Origin of the sequence: Actinobacillus seminis (assembly GCF_002263215.1) — a bacterium.
GTDB lineage: Bacteria > Pseudomonadota > Gammaproteobacteria > Enterobacterales > Pasteurellaceae > Actinobacillus_B > Actinobacillus_B seminis.
The window spans coordinates 1-26,035 of record NZ_NLFK01000002.1 but is presented as its reverse complement, the minus strand read 5'-3'; the positions used below and the strand labels follow the sequence as shown (position 1 = coordinate 26,035).

At 41.7% G+C, this 26,035-nt stretch carries 30 protein-coding genes and 1 pseudogene; 4 read left to right on the top strand and 27 right to left on the bottom strand.

The annotated features are described in order from the left end of the window. Positions 1–24: 24 nt before the first annotated feature. The 9 genes from nqrM to CFY87_RS02335 form a co-directional block, all read right to left on the bottom strand. Positions 25–279 carry a (Na+)-NQR maturation NqrM gene (gene nqrM, locus CFY87_RS02375; RefSeq protein ID WP_094945704.1) on the bottom strand — a complete coding sequence of 85 codons (255 nt, stop codon included), beginning with the start codon at positions 277–279 and terminating at the stop codon, positions 25–27. A gap of 3 nt (positions 280–282) precedes the next feature. Further along, complete coding sequence (locus CFY87_RS02370; protein ID WP_094945874.1) at positions 283–1,326, bottom strand: FAD:protein FMN transferase; 1,044 nt, start codon at positions 1,324–1,326, stop codon at positions 283–285. 199 nt (positions 1,327–1,525) lie between these two features. Continuing rightward, complete coding sequence (gene nqrF / locus CFY87_RS02365) at positions 1,526–2,749, bottom strand: NADH:ubiquinone reductase (Na(+)-transporting) subunit F (RefSeq protein ID WP_094945703.1); 1,224 nt, start codon at positions 2,747–2,749, stop codon at positions 1,526–1,528. 14 nt (positions 2,750–2,763) lie between these two features. Further along, on the bottom strand, positions 2,764–3,360 hold the full coding sequence (nqrE, locus tag CFY87_RS02360; RefSeq protein ID WP_094945702.1) for an NADH:ubiquinone reductase (Na(+)-transporting) subunit E: 597 nt from the start codon (positions 3,358–3,360) through the stop codon (positions 2,764–2,766). A gap of 3 nt (positions 3,361–3,363) precedes the next feature. Then, a complete protein-coding gene (locus CFY87_RS02355; protein ID WP_094945701.1) occupies positions 3,364–3,987 on the bottom strand; it encodes an NADH:ubiquinone reductase (Na(+)-transporting) subunit D in 624 nt (207 codons plus the stop codon). Beyond that, positions 3,987–4,763 (bottom strand): Na(+)-translocating NADH-quinone reductase subunit C, encoded by a 777-nt coding sequence (locus tag CFY87_RS02350; protein WP_094945700.1) that lies wholly within the window; start codon positions 4,761–4,763, stop codon positions 3,987–3,989. The genes CFY87_RS02355 and CFY87_RS02350 overlap by 1 nt, the downstream gene beginning before the upstream one ends. Beyond that, a complete protein-coding gene (locus CFY87_RS02345; protein ID WP_094945699.1) occupies positions 4,756–5,994 on the bottom strand; it encodes an NADH:ubiquinone reductase (Na(+)-transporting) subunit B in 1,239 nt (412 codons plus the stop codon). Before CFY87_RS02345 ends, CFY87_RS02350 begins: the two co-directional genes overlap by 8 nt. Before the next feature lie 2 nt (positions 5,995–5,996). Further along, the gene (locus CFY87_RS02340; RefSeq protein ID WP_094945698.1) at positions 5,997–7,337 is read right to left on the bottom strand and encodes a Na(+)-translocating NADH-quinone reductase subunit A; all 1,341 of its coding nucleotides are present in this window, start codon (positions 7,335–7,337) and stop codon (positions 5,997–5,999) included. A gap of 359 nt (positions 7,338–7,696) precedes the next feature. Further along, positions 7,697–8,008 (bottom strand): BolA family protein, encoded by a 312-nt coding sequence (locus tag CFY87_RS02335; protein WP_094945697.1) that lies wholly within the window; start codon positions 8,006–8,008, stop codon positions 7,697–7,699. Between the two features lie 115 nt (positions 8,009–8,123). Here CFY87_RS02335 and CFY87_RS02330 point away from each other — a divergent pair, with 115 nt between their 5' ends. Further along, on the top strand, positions 8,124–8,720 hold the full coding sequence (locus CFY87_RS02330; protein WP_094945696.1) for a YajG family lipoprotein: 597 nt from the start codon (positions 8,124–8,126) through the stop codon (positions 8,718–8,720). 121 nt (positions 8,721–8,841) lie between these two features. Here the strand turns inward: CFY87_RS02330 and CFY87_RS02325 are convergent, their stop codons facing one another. Beyond that, positions 8,842–9,657, bottom strand: coding sequence for a Cof-type HAD-IIB family hydrolase (locus CFY87_RS02325; protein WP_094945695.1), 816 nt, complete (start codon positions 9,655–9,657; stop codon positions 8,842–8,844). A gap of 150 nt (positions 9,658–9,807) precedes the next feature. On the opposite strand from CFY87_RS02325, the gene CFY87_RS02320 reads away from it, so the two are divergent. Together CFY87_RS02320 and nfuA are read left to right on the top strand one after the other, a co-directional pair. Then, complete coding sequence (locus CFY87_RS02320; RefSeq protein ID WP_094945694.1) at positions 9,808–10,494, top strand: ComF family protein; 687 nt, start codon at positions 9,808–9,810, stop codon at positions 10,492–10,494. Between the two features lie 112 nt (positions 10,495–10,606). Then, complete coding sequence (nfuA, locus tag CFY87_RS02315; RefSeq protein WP_094945693.1) at positions 10,607–11,188, top strand: Fe-S biogenesis protein NfuA; 582 nt, start codon at positions 10,607–10,609, stop codon at positions 11,186–11,188. A 17-nt stretch (positions 11,189–11,205) separates the two neighbouring features. Here nfuA and paeA read toward each other — a convergent pair whose 3' ends face one another. Genes paeA through mltG form a run of 6 tightly spaced genes read right to left on the bottom strand, consistent with a single transcriptional unit; the run spans position 11,206 to position 16,570 of the window. Next, on the bottom strand, positions 11,206–12,528 hold the full coding sequence (gene paeA, locus CFY87_RS02310; RefSeq protein WP_094945692.1) for a polyamine export protein PaeA: 1,323 nt from the start codon (positions 12,526–12,528) through the stop codon (positions 11,206–11,208). Between the two features lie 11 nt (positions 12,529–12,539). After that, positions 12,540–13,070, bottom strand: a complete 531-nt coding sequence (locus CFY87_RS02305) for a DUF1523 family protein (RefSeq protein WP_094945691.1) — start codon at positions 13,068–13,070, stop codon at positions 12,540–12,542. A gap of 32 nt (positions 13,071–13,102) precedes the next feature. Then, positions 13,103–13,885, bottom strand: a complete 783-nt coding sequence (locus tag CFY87_RS02300; RefSeq protein ID WP_094945690.1) for a TatD family hydrolase — start codon at positions 13,883–13,885, stop codon at positions 13,103–13,105. Further along, complete coding sequence (locus CFY87_RS02295) at positions 13,876–14,886, bottom strand: DNA polymerase III subunit delta' (protein ID WP_094945873.1); 1,011 nt, start codon at positions 14,884–14,886, stop codon at positions 13,876–13,878. The genes CFY87_RS02300 and CFY87_RS02295 overlap by 10 nt, the downstream gene beginning before the upstream one ends. Before the next feature lie 6 nt (positions 14,887–14,892). After that, entirely contained in the window at positions 14,893–15,522 is a 630-nt protein-coding gene (tmk, locus tag CFY87_RS02290; RefSeq protein WP_094945689.1) for a dTMP kinase, read from the bottom strand. Between the two features lies 1 nt (position 15,523). Then, complete coding sequence (mltG, locus tag CFY87_RS02285; protein ID WP_094945688.1) at positions 15,524–16,570, bottom strand: endolytic transglycosylase MltG; 1,047 nt, start codon at positions 16,568–16,570, stop codon at positions 15,524–15,526. Between the two features lie 261 nt (positions 16,571–16,831). Here mltG and CFY87_RS02280 point away from each other — a divergent pair, with 261 nt between their 5' ends. Continuing rightward, positions 16,832–17,161 (top strand): ComEA family DNA-binding protein, encoded by a 330-nt coding sequence (locus CFY87_RS02280; protein WP_094945687.1) that lies wholly within the window; start codon positions 16,832–16,834, stop codon positions 17,159–17,161. A 56-nt stretch (positions 17,162–17,217) separates the two neighbouring features. Here CFY87_RS02280 and nlpD read toward each other — a convergent pair whose 3' ends face one another. From nlpD to CFY87_RS02225, 11 genes and pseudogenes are all read right to left on the bottom strand, one after another. Then, the gene (nlpD, locus tag CFY87_RS02275) at positions 17,218–18,372 is read right to left on the bottom strand and encodes a murein hydrolase activator NlpD (protein ID WP_094945686.1); all 1,155 of its coding nucleotides are present in this window, start codon (positions 18,370–18,372) and stop codon (positions 17,218–17,220) included. Between the two features lie 217 nt (positions 18,373–18,589). Beyond that, complete coding sequence (locus CFY87_RS02270; protein WP_094945685.1) at positions 18,590–19,165, bottom strand: YqaA family protein; 576 nt, start codon at positions 19,163–19,165, stop codon at positions 18,590–18,592. A gap of 47 nt (positions 19,166–19,212) precedes the next feature. After that, positions 19,213–19,953: a 5'/3'-nucleotidase SurE gene (gene surE / locus CFY87_RS02265; RefSeq protein ID WP_094945684.1), complete on the bottom strand. Its 741-nt coding sequence runs from the start codon at positions 19,951–19,953 to the stop codon at positions 19,213–19,215. A gap of 24 nt (positions 19,954–19,977) precedes the next feature. Then, positions 19,978–20,979: a tRNA pseudouridine(13) synthase TruD gene (gene truD / locus CFY87_RS02260; RefSeq protein ID WP_094945872.1), complete on the bottom strand. Its 1,002-nt coding sequence runs from the start codon at positions 20,977–20,979 to the stop codon at positions 19,978–19,980. Then, a complete protein-coding gene (gene ispF, locus CFY87_RS02255; protein WP_094945683.1) occupies positions 20,979–21,458 on the bottom strand; it encodes a 2-C-methyl-D-erythritol 2,4-cyclodiphosphate synthase in 480 nt (159 codons plus the stop codon). Before ispF ends, truD begins: the two co-directional genes overlap by 1 nt. Positions 21,459–21,488: 30 nt before the next feature. Next, a complete protein-coding gene (locus CFY87_RS02250) occupies positions 21,489–23,300 on the bottom strand; it encodes a monovalent cation:proton antiporter-2 (CPA2) family protein (RefSeq protein WP_094945682.1) in 1,812 nt (603 codons plus the stop codon). A 16-nt stretch (positions 23,301–23,316) separates the two neighbouring features. Next, a complete protein-coding gene (ispD, locus tag CFY87_RS02245) occupies positions 23,317–24,009 on the bottom strand; it encodes a 2-C-methyl-D-erythritol 4-phosphate cytidylyltransferase (protein ID WP_094945871.1) in 693 nt (230 codons plus the stop codon). Positions 24,010–24,014: 5 nt separating this feature from the next. Continuing rightward, positions 24,015–24,296, bottom strand: coding sequence for a cell division protein FtsB (ftsB, locus tag CFY87_RS02240; RefSeq protein ID WP_094945681.1), 282 nt, complete (start codon positions 24,294–24,296; stop codon positions 24,015–24,017). Between the two features lie 217 nt (positions 24,297–24,513). Continuing rightward, a pseudogene (locus CFY87_RS02235) lies at positions 24,514–25,015 on the bottom strand (helix-turn-helix domain-containing protein); the annotation flags it as partial. Positions 25,016–25,182: 167 nt separating this feature from the next. Continuing rightward, on the bottom strand, positions 25,183–25,596 hold the full coding sequence (locus tag CFY87_RS02230) for a type III secretion system chaperone family protein (RefSeq protein WP_094945680.1): 414 nt from the start codon (positions 25,594–25,596) through the stop codon (positions 25,183–25,185). Next, positions 25,589–25,774, bottom strand: a complete 186-nt coding sequence (locus CFY87_RS02225) for a hypothetical protein (RefSeq protein ID WP_094945679.1) — start codon at positions 25,772–25,774, stop codon at positions 25,589–25,591. The genes CFY87_RS02230 and CFY87_RS02225 overlap by 8 nt, the downstream gene beginning before the upstream one ends. Between the last annotated feature and the right edge of the window lie 261 nt (positions 25,775–26,035).

Here is a 26,035-nt window from a genome sequence, read left to right as displayed (position 1 = left end):
AGTAAAGTGCGGTCATTTTTTCCATTATTTTACTTCGTAAAATTGTACCGCTTTTTTAGCAAATTTTTCTTCATATTCCGCAATGGCTTTTTCATCACCGGCATCCAATTTTGCCTGTAGCGTATCGCAAGGTTCTTCACAGTCACACACTTTCTGTAGCCCAAGTGCAGCAATACCGCCGCAGCTCCCCGTGATAGCTTTTTTCTTGAAAATATAACCCAACGCCATTCCTAAAATAACCAGCATAAAAATGCCGAAAGTGATCATAAATAATTGCATAGTTTACTCCTGTTGCATCAGCTTCTTAAACGCGGATGACATTTTATTTTCAAATCCTTTATCTGTCTTGATAATTAAATAAACTGCCAAATTTTCCTTTTCCGCGATCTGTAACGCGCGTTCATCCCCCAGCACAAATAATCCTGTGGATAATCCATCAGCGGTCATTGATGAAGGCGATAACACGGTGATAGAAGCTAAGCGATGCTGAATAGGTAACCCCGTTGCCGGATCAATTTCGTGTGAAAAACGCTGTCCATTTTCTTCAAAATAATTACGATAATCACCCGAGGTTGCCATGGCTAAATTATGCAATCCAATAATTTCTTCGACAGCGCGAGAACCATCAAATTTCGGTTTTTCGATCGCAATTTGCCAAGGTTTGTTCTCAATATTTTTTCCTTTAGCGCGAATTTCGCCGCCAATTTCTACCAAGTAATCGGTTTTATTGATTTTTTCAATATAGTTGGCAACCTGATCAACGCCAAAACCTTTCGCAATGGAAGAAAGGTCAATATAGAGCTGTGGAACGCTTTTTTCAAGATAAAACTTACCAAATTGCTCAGTTAATTTTAATTTATCAATACCAATCCATGCTCGGCGTTCGGCAAGTTCTTGATCTGTAGGACGTTTATCAACGCGTTTTTCCGGACCAAATCCCCACAGGTTAACCAATGATCCCACGGTCACATCCAATTTTCCTTCAGTTATTTGATTTAAGCGAATAGCTTCTTTGATCACCATCGCTAAATCTGCTGAAACTTCAATTGGTGTATTAATTTGTGTATTGTGATTAAATTGACTTAATTCCGACGTTGGAATGTAAGTGGACATTTTATTATTAACATCTTTCAAAATGTTTTCTACGTTCTCATGGACTTCATCTGGTGATAATGGGGTTTCTCCGGAATTCACATATTTAATCGAATAGGTCGTCCCCATAGTATGACCGCTGAGGCTGACTAATTCCGGCGAGTTGTCGCAAGCCGCGAGCATCAATATTAAAATAATGGCGCCAAGCCATGTCGTTAATTGTTTTATTTTCATCATATTCCACTGCCTAAACGCATTTTTTAAAATCATATCTAATATGGTAATTCAGTTATTTCTGCCAAATGCCATATTGCTTTTTCTTGGAAAGAAAATTATCTTCTTTGTCATAGTTTATCTGCAACAAATTTTTATCAACCGCAAGAATGGTGAAAGCGGTCAGAAATCTGACCGCTCTTTTATGGTTTTGGTTGCATCAACCACCGAAATCATCTAATAAGATGTTTTCGTCTTCAACGCCTAAGTCTTTCAACATTTTGATTACCGCGGCATTCATGACCGGAGGTCCACACATATAGTATTCACAATCTTCCGGCGCTTCATGATTTTTGAGATAGTTCTCATAAAGCACGTTGTGGATAAAGCCGGTGTAACCTGTCCAATTATCTTCCGGCAACGCATCTGATAGTGCAACGTGCCATACGAAGTTATCATTTTCAGCTTGTAATTGGTCGAAGTCTTCTTGATAGAAGATTTCGCGTTTAGAACGCGCACCATACCAGAATGACATTTTACGTTTACTATGTAAACGTTTTAATTGGTCAAAGATATGAGAACGCATTGGCGCCATACCGGCACCACCACCGATAAATACCATTTCAGCGTCAGTTTCTTTCGCGAAGAATTCACCGAATGGACCGGAAATCGTAACTTTATCACCCGGTTTTAATGACCAAATATAAGAGGACATTTGACCCGGCGGAACATCCGGGTTACGTGGTGGAGGCGTTGCGATACGCACATTAAGCATAATGATGCCTTTCTCTTCCGGATAAGACGCCATGGAGTAAGCACGGATAATATGCTCGTCCACTTTGGATACATAACGCCATAAGTCGTATTTGTTCCAATCTTCATGGTATTCTTCCGGAATATCAAAATCTTTATATGCTACCGTATGTGGATCCGCTTCGATTTGAATATAACCACCGGCACGGAATGGCACTTCTTCGCCTTCCGGAATCGCTAATTTAAGCTCTTTAATAAAGGTAGCTTTGTTATCGTTAGAAATAACGGTACATTCCCATTTTTTCACGCCAAACACGTCTTCCGGCAACTCAATTTTCATGCTGTTTTTAACGTTAACTTGGCATGAAAGACGATAACCTTCTTTAGCTTCACGTTTAGAAATATGAGACAATTCGGTCGGTAAAATATCGCCACCGCCTTCTAATACTTTAACTACGCATTGACCGCAAGAACCGCCGCCGCCACAAGCGGATGATACGAAGATACCTTTACTTGCCAAGGCACCTAATAATTTTCCGCCGGCCGGTAAATTAATTGCCTTGCTCGGATCATCATTAATTTCAATAGTAATGTCACCGGAATTCACCAATTTTGATTTAGCAAATAAAATCAATACCGCTAAAACCAAAACGATGACGGTAAACATTGCAATACCTAGTGTAATTTCCATTTAGTATCCCCTTTTTACAACTGAATACCTGAAAACGACATAAAGCCAAGCGCCATCAAACCTACGCTGATAAAGGTAATCCCTAAACCACGTAAACCTGCAGGAACATCCGCATATTTCATTTTTTCAGTAATACCGGCAAGCGCAACAATCGCTAACATCCAACCGATACCGGCACCAAAACCGTACACCACGGATTCGCCGAAGTTGTAGTCACGTTGCACCATAAATGATACGCCCCCAAAGATTGCACAGTTTACCGTAATTAACGGTAAAAAGATCCCTAATGCGTTATAAAGTGCGGGGAAGTATTTATCCAAAATCATTTCGAGAATTTGAACTAACGCTGCAATTACACCGATAAAAGTGATGAAGTTTAAGAAAGTTAAATCAACACCCTCCACCAATGCGCCTTCCTTCAAAATAAGATCATATACCAATTGATTAGCCGGTACGGAAATACCCAATACCACGGTTACCGCAACCCCTAAACCAAAGGCAGTAGAGACCTTTTTGGATACTGCAAGGAAAGTACACATTCCCAAGAAGAAGGAAAGTGCCATATTTTCGATAAATACGGATTTAACGAAAAGGCTAAGATAATGTTCCATAAATTATTTCTCCACCTGCTCCGGTTTCCACGTTCTAAGACCCCAGATAATGAAACCAATGATAAAGAATGCGCTTGGTGCAAGTAAGAATAAACCGTTAGTTTGGTACCAACCGCCATCATTGATAGTTTGGAATACCGTCATACCGAATAGCTTACCTGAACCGATTAATTCGCGAATAAACGCCACGGTGATCAACATTGCACCATAGCCTAATCCGTTACCGATACCATCCACAAAACTTTCCACCGGACCGGATTTCATTGCATAAGCTTCCGCGCGTCCCATTACGATACAGTTCGTAATAATCAAACCGACGAAAACGGAAAGTTGTTTAGATAAACCATAAGCATAAGCACGTAAAATTTGGTCAACTAGGATTACCAAAGAAGCGATAATCGCCATTTGCACAATAATACGGATACTATTTGGAATGTAGTTACGGATTAAAGAGATAAAGAAACTGGAAAACGCAGTTACTAAACTCACTGCAATTGCCATAACAATCGCGGTTTCAAGTTTTGTTGTTACCGCTAACGCAGAACAAATACCGAGAATTTGTAATGCAATCGGGTTGTTATTAACAACCGGTGATAACAATAAATTTTTAAGATTTGAGCTTGCCATTAGTGAGCCCCCGCTTTTAATTTCGCTAAATACGGACCAAAACCTTTCTGACCTAACCAGAATTTAAAGGTTTTATTTACCCCGTTACTGGTTAATGTTGAACCGGAAATAGCATCAATTCCGTGTTCTTTGTCAGCAGATGCGGCTTTCCCTACGTGTAATGCCGGCTGATCTTGTTCGTTAAATAATTTTTTATTAACAAACTGTGCTTGCCAACGAGGGTTTTCAATTTCGCCCCCCAGTCCCGGTGTTTCACCGTGTTCATAGTAAGTAATACCGTTAACGGTATTACCATCCGGTTGAACGGATAAGAAACCGTACATGGTTGACCATAAACCGCGTCCGTAAATAGGAAGCACAATTTGTGAAGTTTGTGCATTCGCATCTTTCACTAAATAAACTTCCACTAAATTTTCACGACTGCGGATACCGGCTGTATCTTCTTCCGGTGTGAGTGCGGTGCTTGTTTGCGGATTTTTGGCTGCGGCTTTCGCATCAAAATTTACCGGACAATCCACGTAATCGCCGGAATCCAAATCCACACAACGAGCTTCGATATTTTTAGCAAAAATATCTTTAACTTCGCTGTTTTTAGTATTTGCTTGTAGCAAACCCGCCACACTTAAAATATTTTTTTGTTTATCAAGTTGTTTTTGTTCTTCTTGAGGGGTTTTCAGTAAAACCGCTGAGCCCGCTACAATAACAGAACAAGCCAAACTCAACAGCACAACAATCGAAATTGTTCCGCCTACACTGTCTTTATTAAACTTAGCCATTGCGCGCTCTCCGACGTTTGATATTTGCTTGAACTACGAGGTAGTCGAATAACGGTGCAAATAAGTTAGCAAACAAAATTGCCAGCATCATCCCTTCCGGATAGGCCGGGTTGATAAATCGAATTAACACACACATTACTCCGATCAAAATACCATACCACCATTTACCTTTATTGGTGAAAGCAGCTGATACCGGATCCGTAGCCATAAAGAACATCCCTAATGCAAAACCACCTAATACCATATGCCAATACCAAGGCATAGCAAACAATGGATTTGTCGCTGAACCGACAGCGTTAAATAATGCCGATGTTGCGATCATACCGATCATTACACCTGCGATAATCCGCCAAGATGCAATACGTGCGAACACAATAATTGCCGCACCAATTAACAATGCTAATGTTGAGGTTTCACCGATAGATCCCGGAATATTTCCTAAAAATGCATCCATCCATTGAATTGGTTGACCCGTTGCTACGTGTTTTAATGCTGCTTCACCGCCCATAGACCATTGAGATAACGGTGTTGCACCGGAAAACCCATCAGCTGCGGTCCACACTAAATCACCCGAAATTTGAGCAGGATAAGCGAAGAATAAAAACGCACGACCCGCTAATGCCGGGTTCATAAAGTTTTTACCTACCCCTCCAAAAACTTCTTTGGCAACAACCACACCGAAAGTGGTAGCTAATGCGGCTTGCCACAATGGCAATGTTGGCGGCACGATTAACGCTAACAAAATAGACGTCACGAAGAAACCCTCGTTAATTTCATGTTTACGCACCATCGCAAATAACACTTCCCAGAAGCCACCCACCAAGAATACAACCGCATAAATTGGCAAAAAGAAAACGGCACCTAAAACCATTTTAGCCAGTACACCGGCATCTTGTGACAGCAATCCGAGCATATTTGCTAAAGCAAAATGCCAATCATTGGCAACATTGGTTGCAACGTTTTGATCAAAATCACCGACATTTAATGCCATTAATGATTGCGAACCGACATTAAACATGCCATAGAACATTGCAGGGAACAACGCAAGCCATACCAACACCATCATGCGTTTTGAATCTAACGCATCACGAACATGTGAGGCTTTGCTTGTTACCGTACCCGGCGTATATAAGAAAGTGGCAGTTGCTTCAAATAACGCATACCATTTTTCATATTTACCGCCCGGTAAAAATGCAGGTTCCATTTTCTCTAAAAGATGTTTCAAACCCATTTTTAACCTTCCTTCTCGATCTTATCTAAAGCGGCGCGAAGCATTGGACCATATTCGTTTTTACCCGGACAAACAAAGGTACAAAGCGCCAAATCTTCTTCGTCCAACTCTAAACAACCTAATGCTTGTGCAGAATCCGTATCGCCTGATGCTAAATCACGCAATAATAACGTCGGAATAATGTCCAGCGGCATAATACGCTCATAAGCACCAATTGGTACCATGGCACGATGCCCACCGTTCACCGCAGAAGTAAAATTAAATAATTTGCTGCTGAAATGTCCTAAGACCGTACGGGTAATTGAGAACTTATCTGCACCCGGCATAATCCAACCAAGGAATTCTTTATCACGCCCTTCTGCAATCACAGAAACCTGCAACGCATAGCGTCCTAAATAATCGACAGGACCGACCGCTTTATGTCCATTTAGCACCGAACCTGAAATCACACGATTTTCACCCTCATTCAATTCGTTAGCGGTTAATTGAGAAAGATTCGCACCAAGTACTGTACGTACTAAACGCGGATTTTTCACTTGCGGACCGGCTAAAGCGACTACGCGACCGTTATAAAACTCACCTGTAGTAAATAATTTACCGATCGCAATCACATCTTGGTAATTAATATACCAAACGGATTTTTTCGCGCTGACCGGATCAATGAAATGAATATGCGTTCCGCTTAATCCCGCCGGATGAGGCCCGCTAAATTCATGCTCTTCAACATTAGCAAGATCAACTGTCGGAATATTGCTATTGCCGGCTTTACATAAATGTAATTTACCTTCATGTAAACGACTTAATACCGTTAATCCATCAATAAAATCTTGTTCATTTTCTTTTAACACCGCCACAGGATCCGCCGCTAACGGATTGGTATCCATAGCATTGATAAAAATTGAAGACGGAACACCATCAACTGCGGCCACTTTACTAAATGGACGAGTACGAAGTGCGGTCCATAATCCTGAAGTTTGCAAGTTTTGACGAACTTGTTCTGAACTCAAGGTTTTTAATTCATCGGCAGTATATTTGGCAAACATGATTTGCTCATCACCTTCCACCTTAATTACCACTGATTGCAACACCCGCTTAGCACCACGATTAATCGCAGTTACAGTACCGCTGGCGGGTGCAGTAAATAAAACGCCCGGATTCTTTTTGTCTTCAAAAAGCACCTGACCTTTTTTTACCACATCACCTTCACGCACCTTCATTGAAGGGCGCATCCCCACATACTCTTCACCAAGCAAAGCAACTTCGGTAATCATATTACCGTTATGGATTACTTGTTCTGGTTTTCCCGAAATAGGAAGATCCAATCCTTTTTTAATCGTAATCATATTGTTTGCACTACTTTTCGTTAGATTAAAAATACAGCTACCACAACCAACAAACCTTGCGGTAACCTCGTCTTGAGTAATGATTTTTGAAATGTAAGCGCAAACAACGCGCTATTTCGCCACCATATAAATTAAAACTCAAATTCGGTTTATAATGCTCCGTTTGCCATCACAACAAACCGCATCGTTAATTTTTGATAAAAAATTAGCGATCCATTTTAACCAAATAATAACGTTCACGCCACTTTATGAGGTCTCTTTTCTGTTTTTTTGCATAAAAAAAGCTGTTTTTGTGGTAAATCAACTTTTAAAATGAGTAAAAAATGAATTTCCTGATAAATACGTATCGTGTTGCCTGTTTAATCACCAATGCCAAGACAATTGGTAGAACGTGGAATTTGTTGCCCTAATTTCGTCCATTCCGCCTTTGTATATAAGTGTAACGCTAAGGCATGAATACCTTGCTGCAAATCTTGCACTAATAATTGGTAGATTTGACGATGACGCCCGACTTTACTCACCCCCTCAAAATGATCGCTTACTAATACGATTTTAAAATGCGATTCCGCACCGCGTCCGGAGCTATGTAAATGGCTTTCATTTTCCACCGCCACAAAGTGCGCTTGAAATTCTCGTAATAATCGTGTCTCCAATTCCTGTTGTTTTGACATAATGTCCTTCTCTTTTTCAATAATCAAAAAATTTTCCCCTAAGTTAATAGGGAAAAGCTATACATTCTGCCTGAAGTTTGCAAGAATACATAAATAAATTTCCAAGGAGATTTCTATGAACTTAACAAAAAAACTGTCTTTCGTTGCTACCATGGCAGCTGCAACTCTGCTCGCTGCTTGCCAAAGCCAACCGAGCAACACGCTTTATTTTACCCCGGCACCGGCAACAGGCAAATTTAATACTGCCAACCAAAATATCGTATTAAACGTGTCCACCCGCGATAACCGTGTGCGACCGGAAATATCCGGTTATGTATATAACGAACAGCTGTTAAAACTCAATTCCGCACCACAGATAACGCAATTATTTGATCAAATCGTCAAACAGGACTTAAACGCCAAAGGTTTCCGTGTCGGTACACCGTCTGCCTCCAATACCAACGTGATTGTTAATGTAAACGATTTCTATGCCAACGTGGAATCCGGCAACTTGCGCCATAAAATCAACGCCTCCATCCAACTGGATATCCAAGTTCAGGGAGCAAAAGGGCAATATACCAAGAAAATTGTCGCAACTCGAATGCAAGAAGGCGCGTTTAGCGCAAATAATGCCGATATTCACAAAGTCTTAAACCAAACATTAGCGGAGGTTGCTCGAACCATCTACCAAGATCAAGAAATTCCGGCAGCCATTCATCAATATTCCAACTAAGCACGTGGAATATTACCACATACCAAAATGCGCCAACGATTTAAAAAGCGCATTTTTATCACTGCGCTTTTTCCGGCTTAATGCATCCTGTCAAAGTGCGGTTATTTTTCCTAGTTTTTTCTTATGCCTCAATTAATCCGCATTGTACTAAAAAATGATAAACCCCGTCATTTTCCACGGAATCTGCAACATAATCCGCCACTTGTTTCACTTTATCCTGAGCATTTCCCATTGCCACCCCAACACCGACGTGCGTCAACATCTCAATATCATTTAGCCCATCACCAAACGCCATCACGTTTTCCATTGCTAAACCCAAATGGGTTGCCGCAATTTCAATACCACGTGCTTTTGAGCCCTGTCCATCAAACACGTCCACGGAATTCGGATGCCAACGCACCACGCTTAACCCCTCTAAAATCGCCGATTGTGCAATCAATGCATCCTGTTCTTGCGTATAAAAAGGCAAAATTTGATAGATATCATGTTGTTTAAAATAGGTTTTATCCACGGAATAATCTGTCGTGATCACATCAAACGCCTCGCGCAACATTGGTGTCCGTTCGGAAACAAACACCTGTTCGTTAGTCAAAAAAGCATAAGCAATTTGATGTTGTTCAAAAAACTCCACAATAGTCGCGATACGCGTTTTCGGCAGCGGAAATTTAGCAAGCGTCTGACCTTGATAAACCACTGATTGCCCATTCATAGTGACAAATAAATCGACGCCCGCCTGCGCAATGACATGCTCCAATTTTTTGGGGAAGGTCACCCGCGCGCGCCCACTGGCAATCGCCGGAATAATCCCATTTGCCCGCAATTTTTTAAATATCTCCAAAGCCCGCTCGGACAAGTGATCTTTATCTTTCATATACAAAGTGTCATCAATATCAAAAAACACCATTTTAATTTGTTGGCGTAAATTAAGAATGCTCATTTATCTTCCTTCTTTTATCAAAAATCGACAAAAATTTTATCATTTTTGCGATCTGGTGCAAAAAAATAAAACACAAAACCAACAAAGATTTTATGCCTTGCACAGAACTTACTACACTTTCCTCAAAGTGTAGTTAAAAAATGGAAGAAAATGAACTGGTTCGGAATACGTTGCGTACAATGTCAACGAAAGTTAGCGATTCCCTCACATCATCTGTGCAGCAATTGTTATCGCGCCATTCGGCGTTTTCACTATTGCGCACGTTGTGGCGCCGCACTTTCAGCATTCGCACTCCATTGCGGAAATTGTTTACGCCAGCCGCCACACTGGGATCAATTGATTATTACAGGACATTATAGCGAACCGCTGTCCAATTTAATCCATCGTTTTAAATTTCAACGTCAATATTGGCTGGATCACGCTTTAGCACGCTTAATGCTGCTGGCAATTTATGATGCCCGACGACATTATGGATTATTAACTCGACCGGAAGTCATTATTCCCGTTCCGCTACATCATCTACGCCAATGGCAGAGAGGCTATAATCAAGCGGCACTCATTGCCAATGTGCTTGCCAAAAAATTATGCATACCCGTTGATCATCAATTTATTCAACGCCAAAAATCCACCAAAACACAACGCGGATTAAGCGCCAAAGATCGGCGCAACAACTTAAAAAATGCCTTTCAAATTAACGCTAAAAATGACCGCACTTATCACAGTATCGCCTTGATTGATGATGTGATCACCACAGGTTCAACCTTAAACGAAATCGCCTTATTAGTCAAAAAAGCCGGCGTAGTACATATTCAAGTATGGGGAATTGCCAAAACTTGACCTATTATTTTTATAAATAACATTTATATAATTAAAATAACAGTGGAAAAAAAAACACACAAAGAGTATGATTTTCCGACAAGGTTACTCAAGTATTAATGTGGGAAAAACTATGCAAATTACTATTTCAGATGCGGCGCAAGCCCATTTTCGTAAACTACTCGATCAACAAGAAACCGGTACCAATATTCGCGTGTTTGTGGTAAATCCCGGTACACCAAAAGCAGAATGCGGCGTATCCTATTGCCCTCCAAATGCAGTAGAAGCAACCGATACCGAAATTAAATATACGACCTTTTCAGCCTTTGTTGATGAAATCAGTTTGCCATTTTTAGAAGATGCGGAAATCGACTATGTTACCGAAGAGTTGGGATCACAATTAACCCTCAAAGCACCGAATGCCAAAATGCGCAAAGTAGCGGATGATGCCCCATTGATTGAACGAGTGGAATATGTGATCCAAAGCCAAATTAACCCGCAATTAGCCGGACATGGTGGTCATATTACCTTATTAGAAATCACTGAAGATGGTTATGCAATTTTACAATTCGGCGGCGGTTGCAACGGTTGCTCAATGGTTGATGTGACCTTGAAAGACGGGATAGAAAAACAATTAGTGAGCCTGTTCCCGGAAGAATTAAAAGGCGCAAAAGATATTACCGAACATCAACGCGGCGAACATTCTTACTATTAAACAAAAAAATCCCATACCTAGGTATGGGATTGTTCTATTTCGCTTGGCGCCAAGTCTGTTCTTAAAGATACCATCAGTTGATCGATTTTAAAATTCTCCGTATCAATAATTTCAAACTTATACCGATCATACAGTACAAAATCCGTTTTCTTCGGAATTTTACGCAGCATGTACATCATAAATCCACCTATGGTCTCGTAATTTTCCGCCTCAGGAAATTGCTCGATCTCTAAGGAACGCATCACATCTTCCAATGGCGTCGCTCCGTCCACCAGCCAAGAACTCTCATCACGCTGAATAATTTGTTCTTCTTCGCTGGAAACCAATTCACCCATGACAATACTCATCACATCATTTAAGGTCACAATCCCCACCACCAAAGCATATTCATTAACGATCACCGCAAAATCTTCACCTGAAGATTTAAATAATTCCAACACCTCATATAAAGATAAGGTATCCGGAATAAATAATGCCTTACGTAAAATACGCTGATCGGTTAGCGACACCGGCTGTTCTTCTTGTAAATAACGCGTTAATAAAGAATGTGATTCCACATAACCTAAAATTTTATCCAATCCGTTATCACAAATCAGAAATTTAGAATGAGGATTATTTTCAATGATACCCAACACCTTTTCACGATTAAAAGCGCGGTCTAAAAACACAATATTTTCACGTGTCGTCATGGTAGATGTGACGGTACGTTGCTGCATGTCAAAAATATTTTCGATCAAATAATGTTCTTGCGCTTTTAACACACCAGCTTCCGCCCCGGCATCCATTATCGCTACAATATCTTCCGACGTCATATTATCCTCACGTACGGTGGAAATTCTAAAGAATCGAAATAGCGCATTAGCAATTGTATCAAATAACCACACTAGGGGTTTAAACACAAAAATACAAAGTGTCATAAGTCGTACAATACGCAATGCCGTCTTTTCCGGATTAGTCATTGCCATTCGTTTCGGCATTAAATCAGCAAATAAAATAAACGCCATCGTTACTAAAATAAAAGATAACCATGAAGCAGATAATTCTAACCACGCTGCCGGCATATAAGGGGATAACGCCTGTTGCAAATAAGGACGGATAGCACTTTCGCCGATAATCCCGCCCAAAATTGCCACCATATTTAAACCAATTTGTACAACGGTAATAAAACGTCCCGGATGTTGCTGCAAATCCAATACCAGTTGCGCCCGCTCATCCCCATCATTGGATAAATTTTGCAACTTTAATTTTCTTGCCGCTGCCAATGAAATTTCAGCAGAAGATACCACCGCACTGACAACAATTAAGGCAACAATACTTAATACAGCCTCAAATAACCCCATAACCTATCCTATTACACATTCTCGCTATCAAACCAGCCTCGGATAAATTGTACCGAGAAAAACAGCGTAATTAACAAACCAAAATACAACACATACGCTAAAATTGGATGTGAACGACCTTCCTCCAATGTCACCTCACGCATTGAAGTCGCATTGCGGAACTCATCAAACATCACTATTCGCCAACCATAGTATTTCACTTCCACAAGCTTATGAGCGCCGGCAAAACTTGCCGCTTTTGCTTGCAAATCTGCCGAACCGAATTTGAAATAAAACGGAAAACCCCAGCGCGTATCTTCATTACGATACACCATTACATTTTGCTCATTTGGTTTTTGCGTATAAATATAGTACACATCCCGCGTCGGCCCATCCGCCGGATTGGCTTTGGTAATCGGTCCGTCTTTATCTACCCGTTTTACTTCAACGCCGGTCACATTCGTCACTTCATAATTTGGCGTCACATAATTTACCACGCCAAACAACACCACGTGGAGTAATAACGCCACTGCTAAAAAGAAATATTTTAAAACCTTCCGCATTTTTATTCTCCTATCAAGCAACAATGCTTATACTATTGTAGCTGAATTTTAAAAAGTTGCTCAAAATTTCGCGTGGTTATTTGAGCACAATCTTCTAACGAAACCCCTTTTAAGGTCGCCACATATTCGCACACTTCACGCACATACGCCGGCTGATTTTGTTTACTACGATAAGGTACCGGCGCTAAATATGGGCTGTCAGTCTCTACTAACAAACGATCCGACGGAATTTTGCGCACAACCTCACGCAAATCTGCCGCATTTTTAAAGGTCACAATGCCTGAAATGGAAATATAAAATCCCAAATCCAAAGCCTGTTTCGCCATCTCCCAATTTTCAGTAAAACAATGCAAAACACCACCGCACTTTTCCGCATGATGTTGTTTTAACAACGCTATCGTATCTTCGCGCGCCGAACGGGTATGCACAATCATCGGTTTATGCAACTGATTGGCAATGTCAATTTGCTTTGCAAACACCGCTTGTTGCAGGCTTTTATTTTCCGCACTGTAATAATAATCCAAGCCGGTTTCCCCAATGGCAACCACTTTCGGATCCGCCGCTAAACGCAACAAACGCTCAAAATCAAAAGGTTCATCATCTAAATCCAAAGGATGTACACCGCAAGACAGCGACACAGAATCAAAAGGTTTTAACGCATCCACAATTTGTTCGTAGCGACGCAAGGTTACGCCTACCGCCAAGATATGTTTTACTTCCCGCGCCTGCGCTTTAGCAATCACATCCTCAATATCCCGGTGTAAATTTTCATAATCCAACGCATCCAAATGGCAATGGCTATCAACTATAAACATCTAAAAAAGTCCTGTTTGTTATTCTCTTCAAAAACCTCGGTAACCAATTTCGTCAATCCGTCTAACAACATTAACTCTTGATTAACCCCATTAATTTGCAGTAAATCTGACCGCACTTGACTGATAATTTGATTGGCACGCAACAACCCAAGCACGGTTTGTTTTTGATTAAATTGTTCAATACCGCGTACCAAATCCTGACAAATCCAACCTTGGTGTATGCCAAGCTTTGCTTTCAGCGCATCTGACAAAAAGCCCGCCAGCCAATCTAATTGTTGAAATAGCAAGTCATTTTCAAAATAAGGCAGCAACTCCAAGGGCGAGCACCGCATATAAAACACCCAAAATTGACGCAGAAAATTTTTCCGTTTGGCTAATAATCCTTGCATCAACATAGTCAACGCCGCTAATGGACGCCCATAACTGACCAAAAGTGCGGTCTGAATTTCGCTTATTTCTTGCACACTTTGCCCCTGCAACCAAGCTATCGCCACAGTTTGCGGCGGCGTATTGATTAACCAACATTGACAACGACTGTAAACGGTTGCTAACAAACTTGCCGCAACATCCGCTTGCAATAAAAAATAGGTGTTCGGACGCGGCTCCTCCAAGGTCTTCAACAAGGCATTCGTCGCGGCTTCGGTTAAACGTTCCGCACCTTGAATCACCACCACTTTATTGCCATTTTGCTGCGCGTGTTGCATAACTTTCTCATTGATTTCACGCACCTGTTCCACGCCAATATCCTTATTATCTATCGGCGCCAAGCGTGCATAATCGGGGTGATTTCCGGCGGAAAATAAATGACAACTATGGCATTTCCCGCAAGGTTCATCTCCTTGTGGTTGCGTGCAAAGTAAACGCTGCGCCACCATATCAACTAACTGCTCTGTTCCCAAACCTTGATCCGAGCGAAACAACAGCGCATGTGGCAACATCTCTTGATGAAGGGTTTGCATCAATTGTTGGTAATAGGGAACTAACCAAGGATAAAGCGCCATGTTCATTTATTTCACACAATTTACAAAGTCAATCACTGCACGTTGAATATCCGCGCGGACTTGCTCAATGGATTGTTCCGCATCAATCACCACCGCATTTGGCAATTGTTGCACTAATTGCAAATATTTAGCTCGAGTGCGGTGAAAAAAATCCAAGTTTTGCCGCTCAATACGATCCAACTCGCCTCGCCCGCACGCACGCGCTAAACCCACTGCCGGATCAATATCCAAATACAGGGTAAAATCCGGCACAAAATCGCCCAACACTGCCTGTTTCAAGGTTACCAATAAATTGGCGTCCAATTGTCTGCCACCTCCTTGATAAGCTTGCGAAGACAGGTCATGACGATCGCCAACCACCCATTTTCCAGCCCGCAAAGCAGGCTTAATCACATTTTCCACTAATTGCACACGCGCCGCGTACAACATCAATAATTCCGCTTTATCGATGACCGCTTCTTCCGTTTCATGTTTGATCAATTGGCGTAGTTTTTCTGCCAGCGGCGTGCCGCCCGGTTCACGAGTAAATACCACCTGTTCCACGCCCAATTGTTGCAGGGTCTTTGCAACCGCTTCATGTGCGGTGGATTTGCCGGCGCCTTCCAGCCCCTCGATTACAATAAATTTTCCTGTCATCTTATTTTCCTTTTTGCCGGTTTCTATACCAACGCAAATATTCCTGTACCGCGCGATTATGCTCCGTTAAGGTTCGGCTGAATTTGTGTCCGCCCGAACCGTCCGCTACAAAATAGAAATAATCGGTTTTTTCAGGATTTGCGGTCGCCTGCAAAGCGCTTTCCGCAGGCATGGCAATCGGTGTTGGCGGCAAACCTAAATTTAAATAAGTATTATAAGGTCCCGGCGTTTCCAAATCTTTACGCCGAATATTCCCGTTATACGCCTCGCCCATCCCGTAAATAATCGTCGGATCCGTTTGCAGCGGCATATTTTTGTTTAACCGGTTAATAAACACAGAAGCCACTTTGCCACGTTCCGCCGCCACCGCAGTTTCTTTTTCCACAATGGACGCCAAAATCAATAATTCATAAGGATTGTTCAGCGGTAAATTTGGATCTCGTTGTTCCCACGCTTGTTGCAACGCCTTTTCCATACGTTTAGCCGCACGTTTTAATAAATCCAGATCCGTCGAATTCGGCGTATAACTATAAGTATCCGGATACAACCAACCTTCTATCTTTTTTTGTTCATGAATGGCTTTGGCAAAATCCGGCAATTGCAACATATCGAAAATCTCCGCATCGCTTTTACCCACCAAGGTTTGTTTTAAGTGCGGTGCTTTTTCTAATTTTTTTCGCCATGCCTTAAAAGTTTCGCCTTCGATAAATTGCACATTAAATTGTACTTCTTTGCCTGAATTCAATAATTGTAATATATCACCTACGGTTTTCACCCCATTTAAAGCATAGGTTCCCGCTTTGACTTTATTTAAATCCGGTCGTAATTTCAATAGCCATGGCAACAATTCGGCATTATCCACTAATTTTTCTTGTTCAAATAAAGCTACCAATTGATTGCCCGTCGTGCCGCGTTTCAACACTAACAACTGATCCGGTTGCGTTTGTACCGGAAGCTCAACAAATGCGTTGATTTTTTGATATGCCCATGCGGCAACCGCCACCAAAATCACAATAAAAATACTGAATCCCAATAAAAATTTTTTCATATAATCCAATCAAACTCACGGAAAAATTCCTCGCCAGTTTACCATATACGCAAGTGCGGTCAATTTTCACAAAGAAAATGTTGGCAAAAACTCCTGAGTTTTGACCGCACTTTATGTCATTTTTGCGAGTTCGATCGCAAAAACGTAGATGCTTGATTGCCGACGATAACCTGTTCGTTCATATTTATCCCCGTTGAATGTTCAACACATTGAGATACCACAACCAATGAACTTAAACACTACCCAAAAGAGGAAATTATCATGCAAGTACTAAAATCAATCAGTTTGGCATTGGGTTTATTGACCGCTTTATTGGGCGCCAACTCTGCCCTTGCAACAACCGACCCACTGCCCAAGCCTGCGATCGCAGAACAAACAGCGCCGGTCATATTGAGCGATAAACTCAATATTAACACCGCCACGGCAGAAGAAATTCAAAGCGCATTACTCGGCATTGGCGCGAAAAAAGCGGAAGCGATTATAGAATATCGGGAAAAACACGGTAATTTCACCGCCCCTGAACAATTGCTGGAAATTCAAGGTATCGGCAAAGCCACATTGGAAAAAAACAAAGATCGTATTGCTTTTTAAGCAAAATAGCATGATGTTATTAATAAAAAACCCGGCATTCACCGGGTTTTCCTCTTTTAACGTTTTGGCAAATAACGTAGCGGATCCACGGATTTCCCTTTATAACGAATTTCAAAGTGTAATTTCACATCTGTTGTACCGGAACTTCCCATTTTCGCAATTTGTTGTCCCGCTTTTACCTCTTGTTGATCTTTAACTAAGATCGACTCATTATGGGCATAAGCACTCAGGTAATCATCATTATGTTTAATAATGATCAGGTTGCCATAACCACGCAAGGCATTACCCGCGTACACTACGCGACCTGCTGCAGCTGCATTGATCGCTTGACCACGAGAACCGGCAATATCGATCCCTTTATTACCACCGTCGGAACGGGAGAAACCTTGTGTAATTTCCCCGTTAGTCGGCCAACTCCAAGCCACATTGGACACCACCGGCGCTTGCTTTGCGACGGTCGTTGGCATTGGCGTGGTTTGTGCTGGTTGAGTAATCGTTGTGGTACCCGCCACTGTTCGTTGTGCTGCCGCACTTGCACTGCCTACCGAAGATTTAATTGGCCCGGTAATGGTTACGTCGGAACCATATTGGGTACCGTTAGGACCCGGCGTATAGGTCACTGCCGGTTGTACCGGTTTAGTCTCAACCGGCGCCGCTGCGACAGTTTGTGTGTTGATTGGCATTGCCGGCGCACGATTATTTGACACATTCAAAATTTGACCAACGCTTAAATTATAAGGCTCAGATATATTGTTCAATGCCGCCAATTCCTTCACATCCATACCGGAAATATAGGCGATTAAGAACATAGTATCGCCTTTACGTACCGTATAGCTGTCGCCTTTGTAAAAACCTTTATCGATTTTACTGTAATCCGGTGCATTGGTTTGTGGATTACGTGGAATTTCAAAATGTTGTGGCACAGATTTCGGCGTACTAACAGGCGTTGTCGGCGCCAGCGCTTGCGGTAAAGCTTGTTTCGGCGCTTGATAGGTTGGTCGAGTTACCACCGGCGTACTCATTTCCGGCGGCATGGATTGCTGCTGAATTTGCGGCTCCCAAGTGCCACCGGTCGCACCGCTGTTATCCACCGGCTGCATAATGCCCGGCGTTAAAGTGCCATCAACACTTTCAACCGGTGCCGGTGTGTTCGAACTGCAGGCAGCCAAAATTGCCATCACAACAGGCAAAACCAAAAACGATTTTTTCATCTCTTTTATTATCCTCTTTTACTTCATATTCGCCGGCATACTTAATTGTTCAATTTCAGGCAACCAACTGCCGCCTTAGACGGCACCCGTTCCTTCCACTGCTTATATAATTCCCGGCGGTAACGCACTTTCATCTTTAATTTCTTCTGATACACAAGCGCTCAACCCAAAAACTATAGACAACAATAATAGTAATTTATTCATTTTAAATCTCTATTTATCTTAAAACTAAATAGGCAACAACTGCAAGAACGACTACTGACCAACCAATTACTTCAATTGATTTACGTAATTTTGCCGCAAATTTCTCACCGCCCCAAGCCGCTAATTTGGCAACCAATAAAAAGCGAGCTGCACGGGAAACAAAGGCGGTAATCAAAAATGGGAAAAATGCCATTTGCATGACACCTGCACAAATCGTAAACACTTTATACGGAATTGGCGAAAAACCGGCAACAAAGACCACTAACACCCCCCAGCGCTCAAACCACGAAATCGCGGTTTCCCAATGATGTTGATAGCCCCATTGTTGGATATAATGTTGAACAAAATCAAAGGTATAATAGCCCAGCCCGTATCCAATAACACCGCCAACCGTTGATGCAATCGCAGTATAAAGTGCCAATCTGACCGCACGTTTCGGCTTGGTCATCGACATTGGAATAAGCATCACATCCGGCGGAATAGGAAAGAAAATAGCTTCAATAAAACTAACAAAAGAAAGCCAAAAAGCCGCATAGTGATGTTTTGACCATTCCATGGTTTTATCATACATAGCACCAAAAATGTTCAATTGTATTTCCTTAGTTAAAAAGTGAAGATATCGCATAAAGCGACGTATTATTCACTTTTTAACCAATCTTGTAAAGCAGCAAGTGAATGATGGGCTGTCATATCCGCTTGAATCGGCGTAATTGAAACATAACCGTTGCGCACCGCATAAAAATCCGTACCCTCTTGTTCATATTCCGGCAATCCGGATGGACCAATCCAATAAATATGCTCACCACGCGGATCTTGCTGTTTAATCACTTCTGCCGCAGAAGATCGGTAACCGAGATGGGTCACTTTAATACCTTTTAATTGCTCATAAGGCAAATCCGGCACGTTAATATTGATTATTTCCCGTGCGTTAAGTAATTCGCCATGCAATTTCGGAATCACATCCGCCACCACTTTCGCCGCACTTTCATAATGTTGACGCCCATCTAAAGATACCGCAATAGAAGGTAAGCCTAAATGACGCCCTTCTAATGCCGCAGCTACGGTACCGGAATAAATCACATCATCCCCTAAATTTGCCCCGGCATTAATCCCGGAAACCACCAAATCCACCTGCCCTGACAAAAATCCGTTGAGTGCCAAATGTACGCAATCCGCCGGCGTTCCGTTAATACAATAATCACCGCTATCTAATTTCATTGGGCGCAACGGTTGTACCAAAGTTAACGAACTCGACGCCGCACTACGGTTACGATCCGGCGCCACAACGGTCACTTGGGCGAATTTACGCAATTCGTGTGCTAAGGTTTTGATCCCCTCGGCATGAATTCCGTCGTCATTTGATAAAAGAATATGCATTTTAATTTCCCTATATAAATAAAATTAAATCGTTTTCACCAACTCACGAATTAACGCGGTCGCATAGCTGCCCGCCGGCAGAAAAAAGCGCAACGCCAACCCTTGAGTATTAAACGCCCAAGAAAAGTCTTCCGCGAACATTAACATAGCACGACGCATTGGCTTTACCCGTTCTTGTTTCATCAAACGCAATAAAGCGGAATGTTGTTCAATAATCTGCATTTCAAAACCATTTGTTTGCGGCATATTATCGCCAATTAACGCCGCGGTTAAGGCAATATCATTTTGCTGCAAGCGCTGTTGCAACGCCGCTAAATCTTCATTTTCATCCACCACAAACCAACTTTGCGAATGGCATAATTGCACAATATCCTTTGGCAAAACACGCTGAATATCCCCTTGCTGAATACGCGCCGACACAATCAAATTAAACACTTCGCTGCGCGCTGCAGAAAGATAAAAACGACGTTTTTTCCGATCTTTCACTTGAATTTCGCCCTTTGCCCAACGCAAAGCTTGCGTCAAATTTTGTCCGTCATGCCCAAAACGTTGATCCATAAAATAATTGGGAAAACCACAAAACATGACATTTTTTAACCGCACTTTTAACTCGTCCGTTTCCACTGCATGGCGCAATAAAATCTCAAAAGAGTTACCTTGCAAACTACCGATACGGATTTTACGTTGGTGCCGACTAACCGCCAGAATTTCTACACCCTCCACATAAAACCGGCTAAAATCCGGCGTAGTCTTACCCGGCATATGTAAAGAAAACCATTGGTCGGTCACCCCGTGGCGATCTTTCAGCCCCGCGTAACTCATATCCCGTGCGGAAATACCGGCAAACTCCGCCAACTTCTCACCAACAAAAATCGTGTTCGCGTTGGTTTTACGTACCTTGACTACCACAAATTCGCCTTCGCCGGAAAAATCGTAGCCCAATTTTTCTTTCACCACAAAATCAGCAAACTCTGCTTTTAAAAGTGCGGTCTGCTTTGGCGCAGTTTGTAAATAGGCTAACTCCATCATTGTTTTTTTACCAACAACGCCACCGCTTCACAAGCAATCCCTTCACCGCGCCCGGTAAAACCTAATTTTTCCGTTGTGGTCGCTTTCACGTTAACTTGCGTCATGTCGCACTGCAAATCTTGCGCAATCAGCACGCGCATTTCGTCAATATAGGAACGCATTTTAGGCGCTTGCGCAATAATAGTCACATCCACATTGCCCACCAGATAGCCCTGCGCCGTCACTTTCGCAAAGGCTTCGCGCAACAAACCACGACTGTCCGCACCTTTATATTGCATATCCGTATCAGGAAATAATTTGCCGATATCGCCCAATGCCGCAGCGCCCAATAACGCGTCCGTCAAGGCGTGCAACGCCACATCCCCGTCACTGTGAGCCAATAAACCTTGTGCATATGGAATTTTCACACCACCAATAACAATCGGACCCTCTCCACCGAAAGCGTGTACATCAAACCCGTGACCAATTCGTATCATTCATCATTTCCTTTTATTTTTGACCGCACTTTAGCGCGCTTTATTCATAATTTGTTGGATTTCCGCCATCAATTCTTGATCCACATCCAACGCAATTTTCACTAATTCTTTATTTTCAAAATTGGCAATTTTCGGATCATAAACCTCTGCCATTAATTTCAATTTATGCCGATCTTTATCAAAATAGGTTTCCGCAATTTCATTCACCACATCCGCCTCCATACCCAACGACAATAACGCTTTTTTACCGGTACGCAACGCCGAATCAAAGGCTTCCCGCACTTGAATATCCGCACCTTCGCGAAACAAATCAATGGCATGAATACGATCATAGGCGCGCGCAATAATGATAATATTCGGGTTCATTTTGCGAGCAAGGTGCACAATATGCGACGCCTGCTGTTTATCATTGATCGCGACAATCAGTAAATCTGCACAATCGACACCTGCGGCGTGTAACAATTCCGGACGAGTAGCATCACCATAATAGGTTTTTATCCCCAATTTTTTCATTCCTGCAATCAAACTCGCATCTTTATCAATCACGATCGGGCGATTTCCTGTCATCACCAACATTTGATTGATAATCTGTCCAAAACGCCCAATCCCGATTAACACCGTGGAACGTTGTTCCTCAATAGTATCGGCTGTTTTTTCGGTTTTATGCGTCAAACGAGGAAGCAAATATTTTTTCTGCAAAATAATAAATATCGGCGTCAACACCATAGATAACACCACGATCGCGGTCATATTCGCTTGTATTTCCACGCTGATCGCTCCTTGTGTCGCCGCAGCAGAAAAAAGTACGAACGCAAATTCACCCCCTTGCGCCATCATAAACATTCGATCGATCGCATTAACATGAGAGGTGCGAGTGATACGCGCGACGATATAAATACAAAGACCTTTGACCGACATAAAGATCAACACACCTAAAATAATCAGCACCCAGTTATCCGTCACCACGGTGAGATTTAATGACATTCCCACCCCTAAGAAAAATAATCCTAGCAATAACCCACGAAAAGGCTCAATATCGGCTTCTAATTGATGGCGAAAACTGGATTCAGATAATAAGACACCGGCAAGAAACGCCCCCATTGCCATGGATAAACCGCCTTCTTCCATCAATAAGGCAGCCCCTAAAACCACCAATAACGCCGCCGCAGTCATCACTTCGCGCGTTTTGGTTTTTGCCAATATTTTAAATAGCGGATTAAGCAACCATAATCCTGCTGCCACAAGTGTGGCTACGGAAACGGCGGCAATGGCGATTTTTTGCCATAAAGGCGTCGCATTTGCCACCTCCGCTGTTTCCATTGGCGATAAAAAGGTTACAAATGCCAATAAAGGCACAATCAATAAATCTTCAAATAATAAAATCGACACAATACGCTGCCCGCGTGGCGAAGCAATATCGCCCCGTTCGCTTAACTCTTGCATCACAATCGCGGTAGAGGTCAACACAAATCCCGCAGCGCCAACAAATGCTATCTGCCAACTAAATCCATAAAGCATTGCAACGGAAGTTAACGCCAACGTACACAAACCAATTTGCAAAGCACCGAGACAAAAGATATGGTGGCGTAGACCCCAAATATGTGACGGTTTCATTTCCAGCCCAATAATAAACAGGAACATCACCACACCTAATTCAGCGACATGAATAATTCCCTCCGAATCCGTGAACACACCAAAGCCAAAAGGTCCAATCACAAGCCCCGCTGCCAAATATCCCAAAACAGATCCTAAACCAAAACGCTTAAATAGCGGTACCGCAACGACGGCCGCCGCCAGCAAAGTGACCACATTGACCAGTTGATTCGCTCCTTCTGCTGCCATCATTTCCTCCTTGTCATCATCTACGAGTTAAATAAAATGCTGCCAATGCCAAATCTTCCGGACGAGTCACTTTAATATTATCGCTACGCCCGGCAACCAAGTGCGGTCGAAATCCCAGCAATTCCATCGCTGACGCCTCGTCAGTCACCACTAACCTATTTTTCTTCGCAAATTTTAAGGCGTTCGCCAACAATTTCGCGTTAAAAAACTGTGGCGTTTGTGCCAACCACAATTGCGCGCGATCTTCTGTTTGTTGAATTTGCAAATCTGCATCGGCGCGCTTAATGGTATCTGTTGCCGGAATAGCTAAAATTGCTCCATTATCATCATCTACCTGCAATAACTGATCTAAATCCTGGTGAGTTAAACAAGGACGCGCAGCATCATGTACCAACACCCAAGTTTCACGCTCCGGCTGAAAATTAATTGCCTTCAGCCCATTTAACACGGAATCCGCCCGATTTTCACCGCCTTCCACCAAACGAATTTTCGCCTGTTTGAGAAATGGCATTTTTTCCACATAAGGATCGGCTCCGGCAACCGCAACAATCACTTCGTCAATTAACGGATAACTTAATAGAACGTTTAACGTATGCTGCAAAATCGTTTTACCATCAATTTCCAAATATTGCTTGGGCTTATCTGCTTGCATTCGGCTCCCGACCCCTGCCGCCGGAACGACAGCAACAAATTGACGTTGAATCTTCATCTTTTTCATTGTCTATTTTCTTTTACAATACGATAAAATATTTCGTCAGATTTAATCATTTCATGCTGCAATCTGGCTCGTTCTTCAATGGCATCCACCCCTTCTTTCAGATTCTTAATTTCTGCTGCAATCAGTTGATTTCGTTGAGAAAGTTTTTCATTTTCTTGTTGACGCCGAGTGATTTCTTTTGATGTCTCTTGATAATCAAAATAACCGTTTTTACCAAACCAAAAATCGCATTGAAACAGCAATAGCAATGCTACTAAGATAAAAATAAATAAACGCATAAAAAGTTACTTCATTGTGAATAATAATCCTGTTAGTTTACCTTGAAACCGCCCCAAATGCGAAGCCCATACGAAGAAAAACGAAGGACTGAAAAAGTGCGGTCATTTTTTGACAATTTATTGCCAATAAGCTTGAGACAATCGCGGTAATAAGGTATAACCTTGGCTTTCAATGTATGGCGGTAACACTTTATCATTGAGCATGTCGGCAGCGACGATAGCCCGGATTGTGCCGTTTCGATTTCACCACAAGCCACATTATCTTCTTTTTTACGTTCTAAAGCTTGTACCTGTGCTTCGTTAAGAATAATACCTTGCTCTGCAATCAATTTCTCAAGTGCCGTCAATCTTTGTTTAACGTTCGCTAGGTGATGTCTAAGTCAAATTAAGCACACCGCCTGCTGAAACAAAGATCCCTTACTTGTGAAGCTCATTGCTTACACGGACTTATCCAAAAGCAGGATTATCTAAGGCAAACTTTACGACATCACGACAGCTTGTTCAACCGCTTCATCTACACGATTTTTGAGATTTGGCACGTGCCGATTTTGATTAAGAAGTGCTTCAACACCGCCTTTCTCCACGGCTTGTTGATATTGATAGAAGGTATCTCAGCTCACTCCCTTCACTTTACAGGCTTGAGAAATGTTACCGAGTTCTTCTGCTAAATTTAATAAACCCGTTTTGTGTTTAATGAGTAGATTGGTAGAATAAAAAATGAGAGTTTCCTTTTTCGTTTAGATTGAATTTGGACATTCATACTCTCATCGGGAATTCTCATTTTCCGAGGTGATTTGTCAGATTAAGTCTGAGCTTCTACACTATATATCAGGAAATGTTCCGATAATTTAAATTTTCTGTCTTTACCTTAAATCAAATTTCGAAATTATTTAAACATTTTCAGTAGAGACGCTACATGAGCTAATTCTCGTAAAGAAAACACAGTTTGAAGGGCTATGAATCTCTTGATAGATTCTATCAAATATGCTTCTGTTATACCTGATTCTAAGCTCATTTTTAAACATACTTTTCCGTCACATTTATAAACGCTCACAAATCGTTTTTCTGCATTCCATCGATTCATTTCTTTGAATGACATATCAATATCATCAAAGATCATGAATACATCTATAGAACCATCATCATAGCTATTATCTATAATATAGATCATGCTGTCATGCCTAAATTTGATTACACCTGACTTTATAATTTCCACATTTTCATAATCTTGCTCTTTCAAAAGAGACACTAACTCTCTATCTGTGAATTCATCAAAAACTTCTTCATAGGAACTACTCATAAATTCCTCCACCATTTTTATTTCTAGTCGGATTTACCGATAATTGATCTCTCATTTGAGCATCTAAATCCATTTTATAACTGAGTTGATCACTTAAATCAGAGAGATCATATTGGTATTTATTTCCTACCATATCTGTATAAAAGCATTTACCGTTTTCTATTTTTCGCATCAACATTTTCTGTCCTCTTTGTTAAGAAATACCATCTAAACAATTATTTTTATTCAGATCTATTTATTATTCACCTTGCATGGCAAGGTGAATAATGGGATTATCCCATTATTTGATTATCTTTTACCCACCATATTTTGCAAATTTTGAATATAAAAAACCGTTTGCATCCCTTCTACTACCGAGCGCAAGCGGTTTAATATCTTTATTTTCTTTTGCGTTATTGATGCTTGAGATTGTTCGTTATGATAAGAATATATCTTTTGT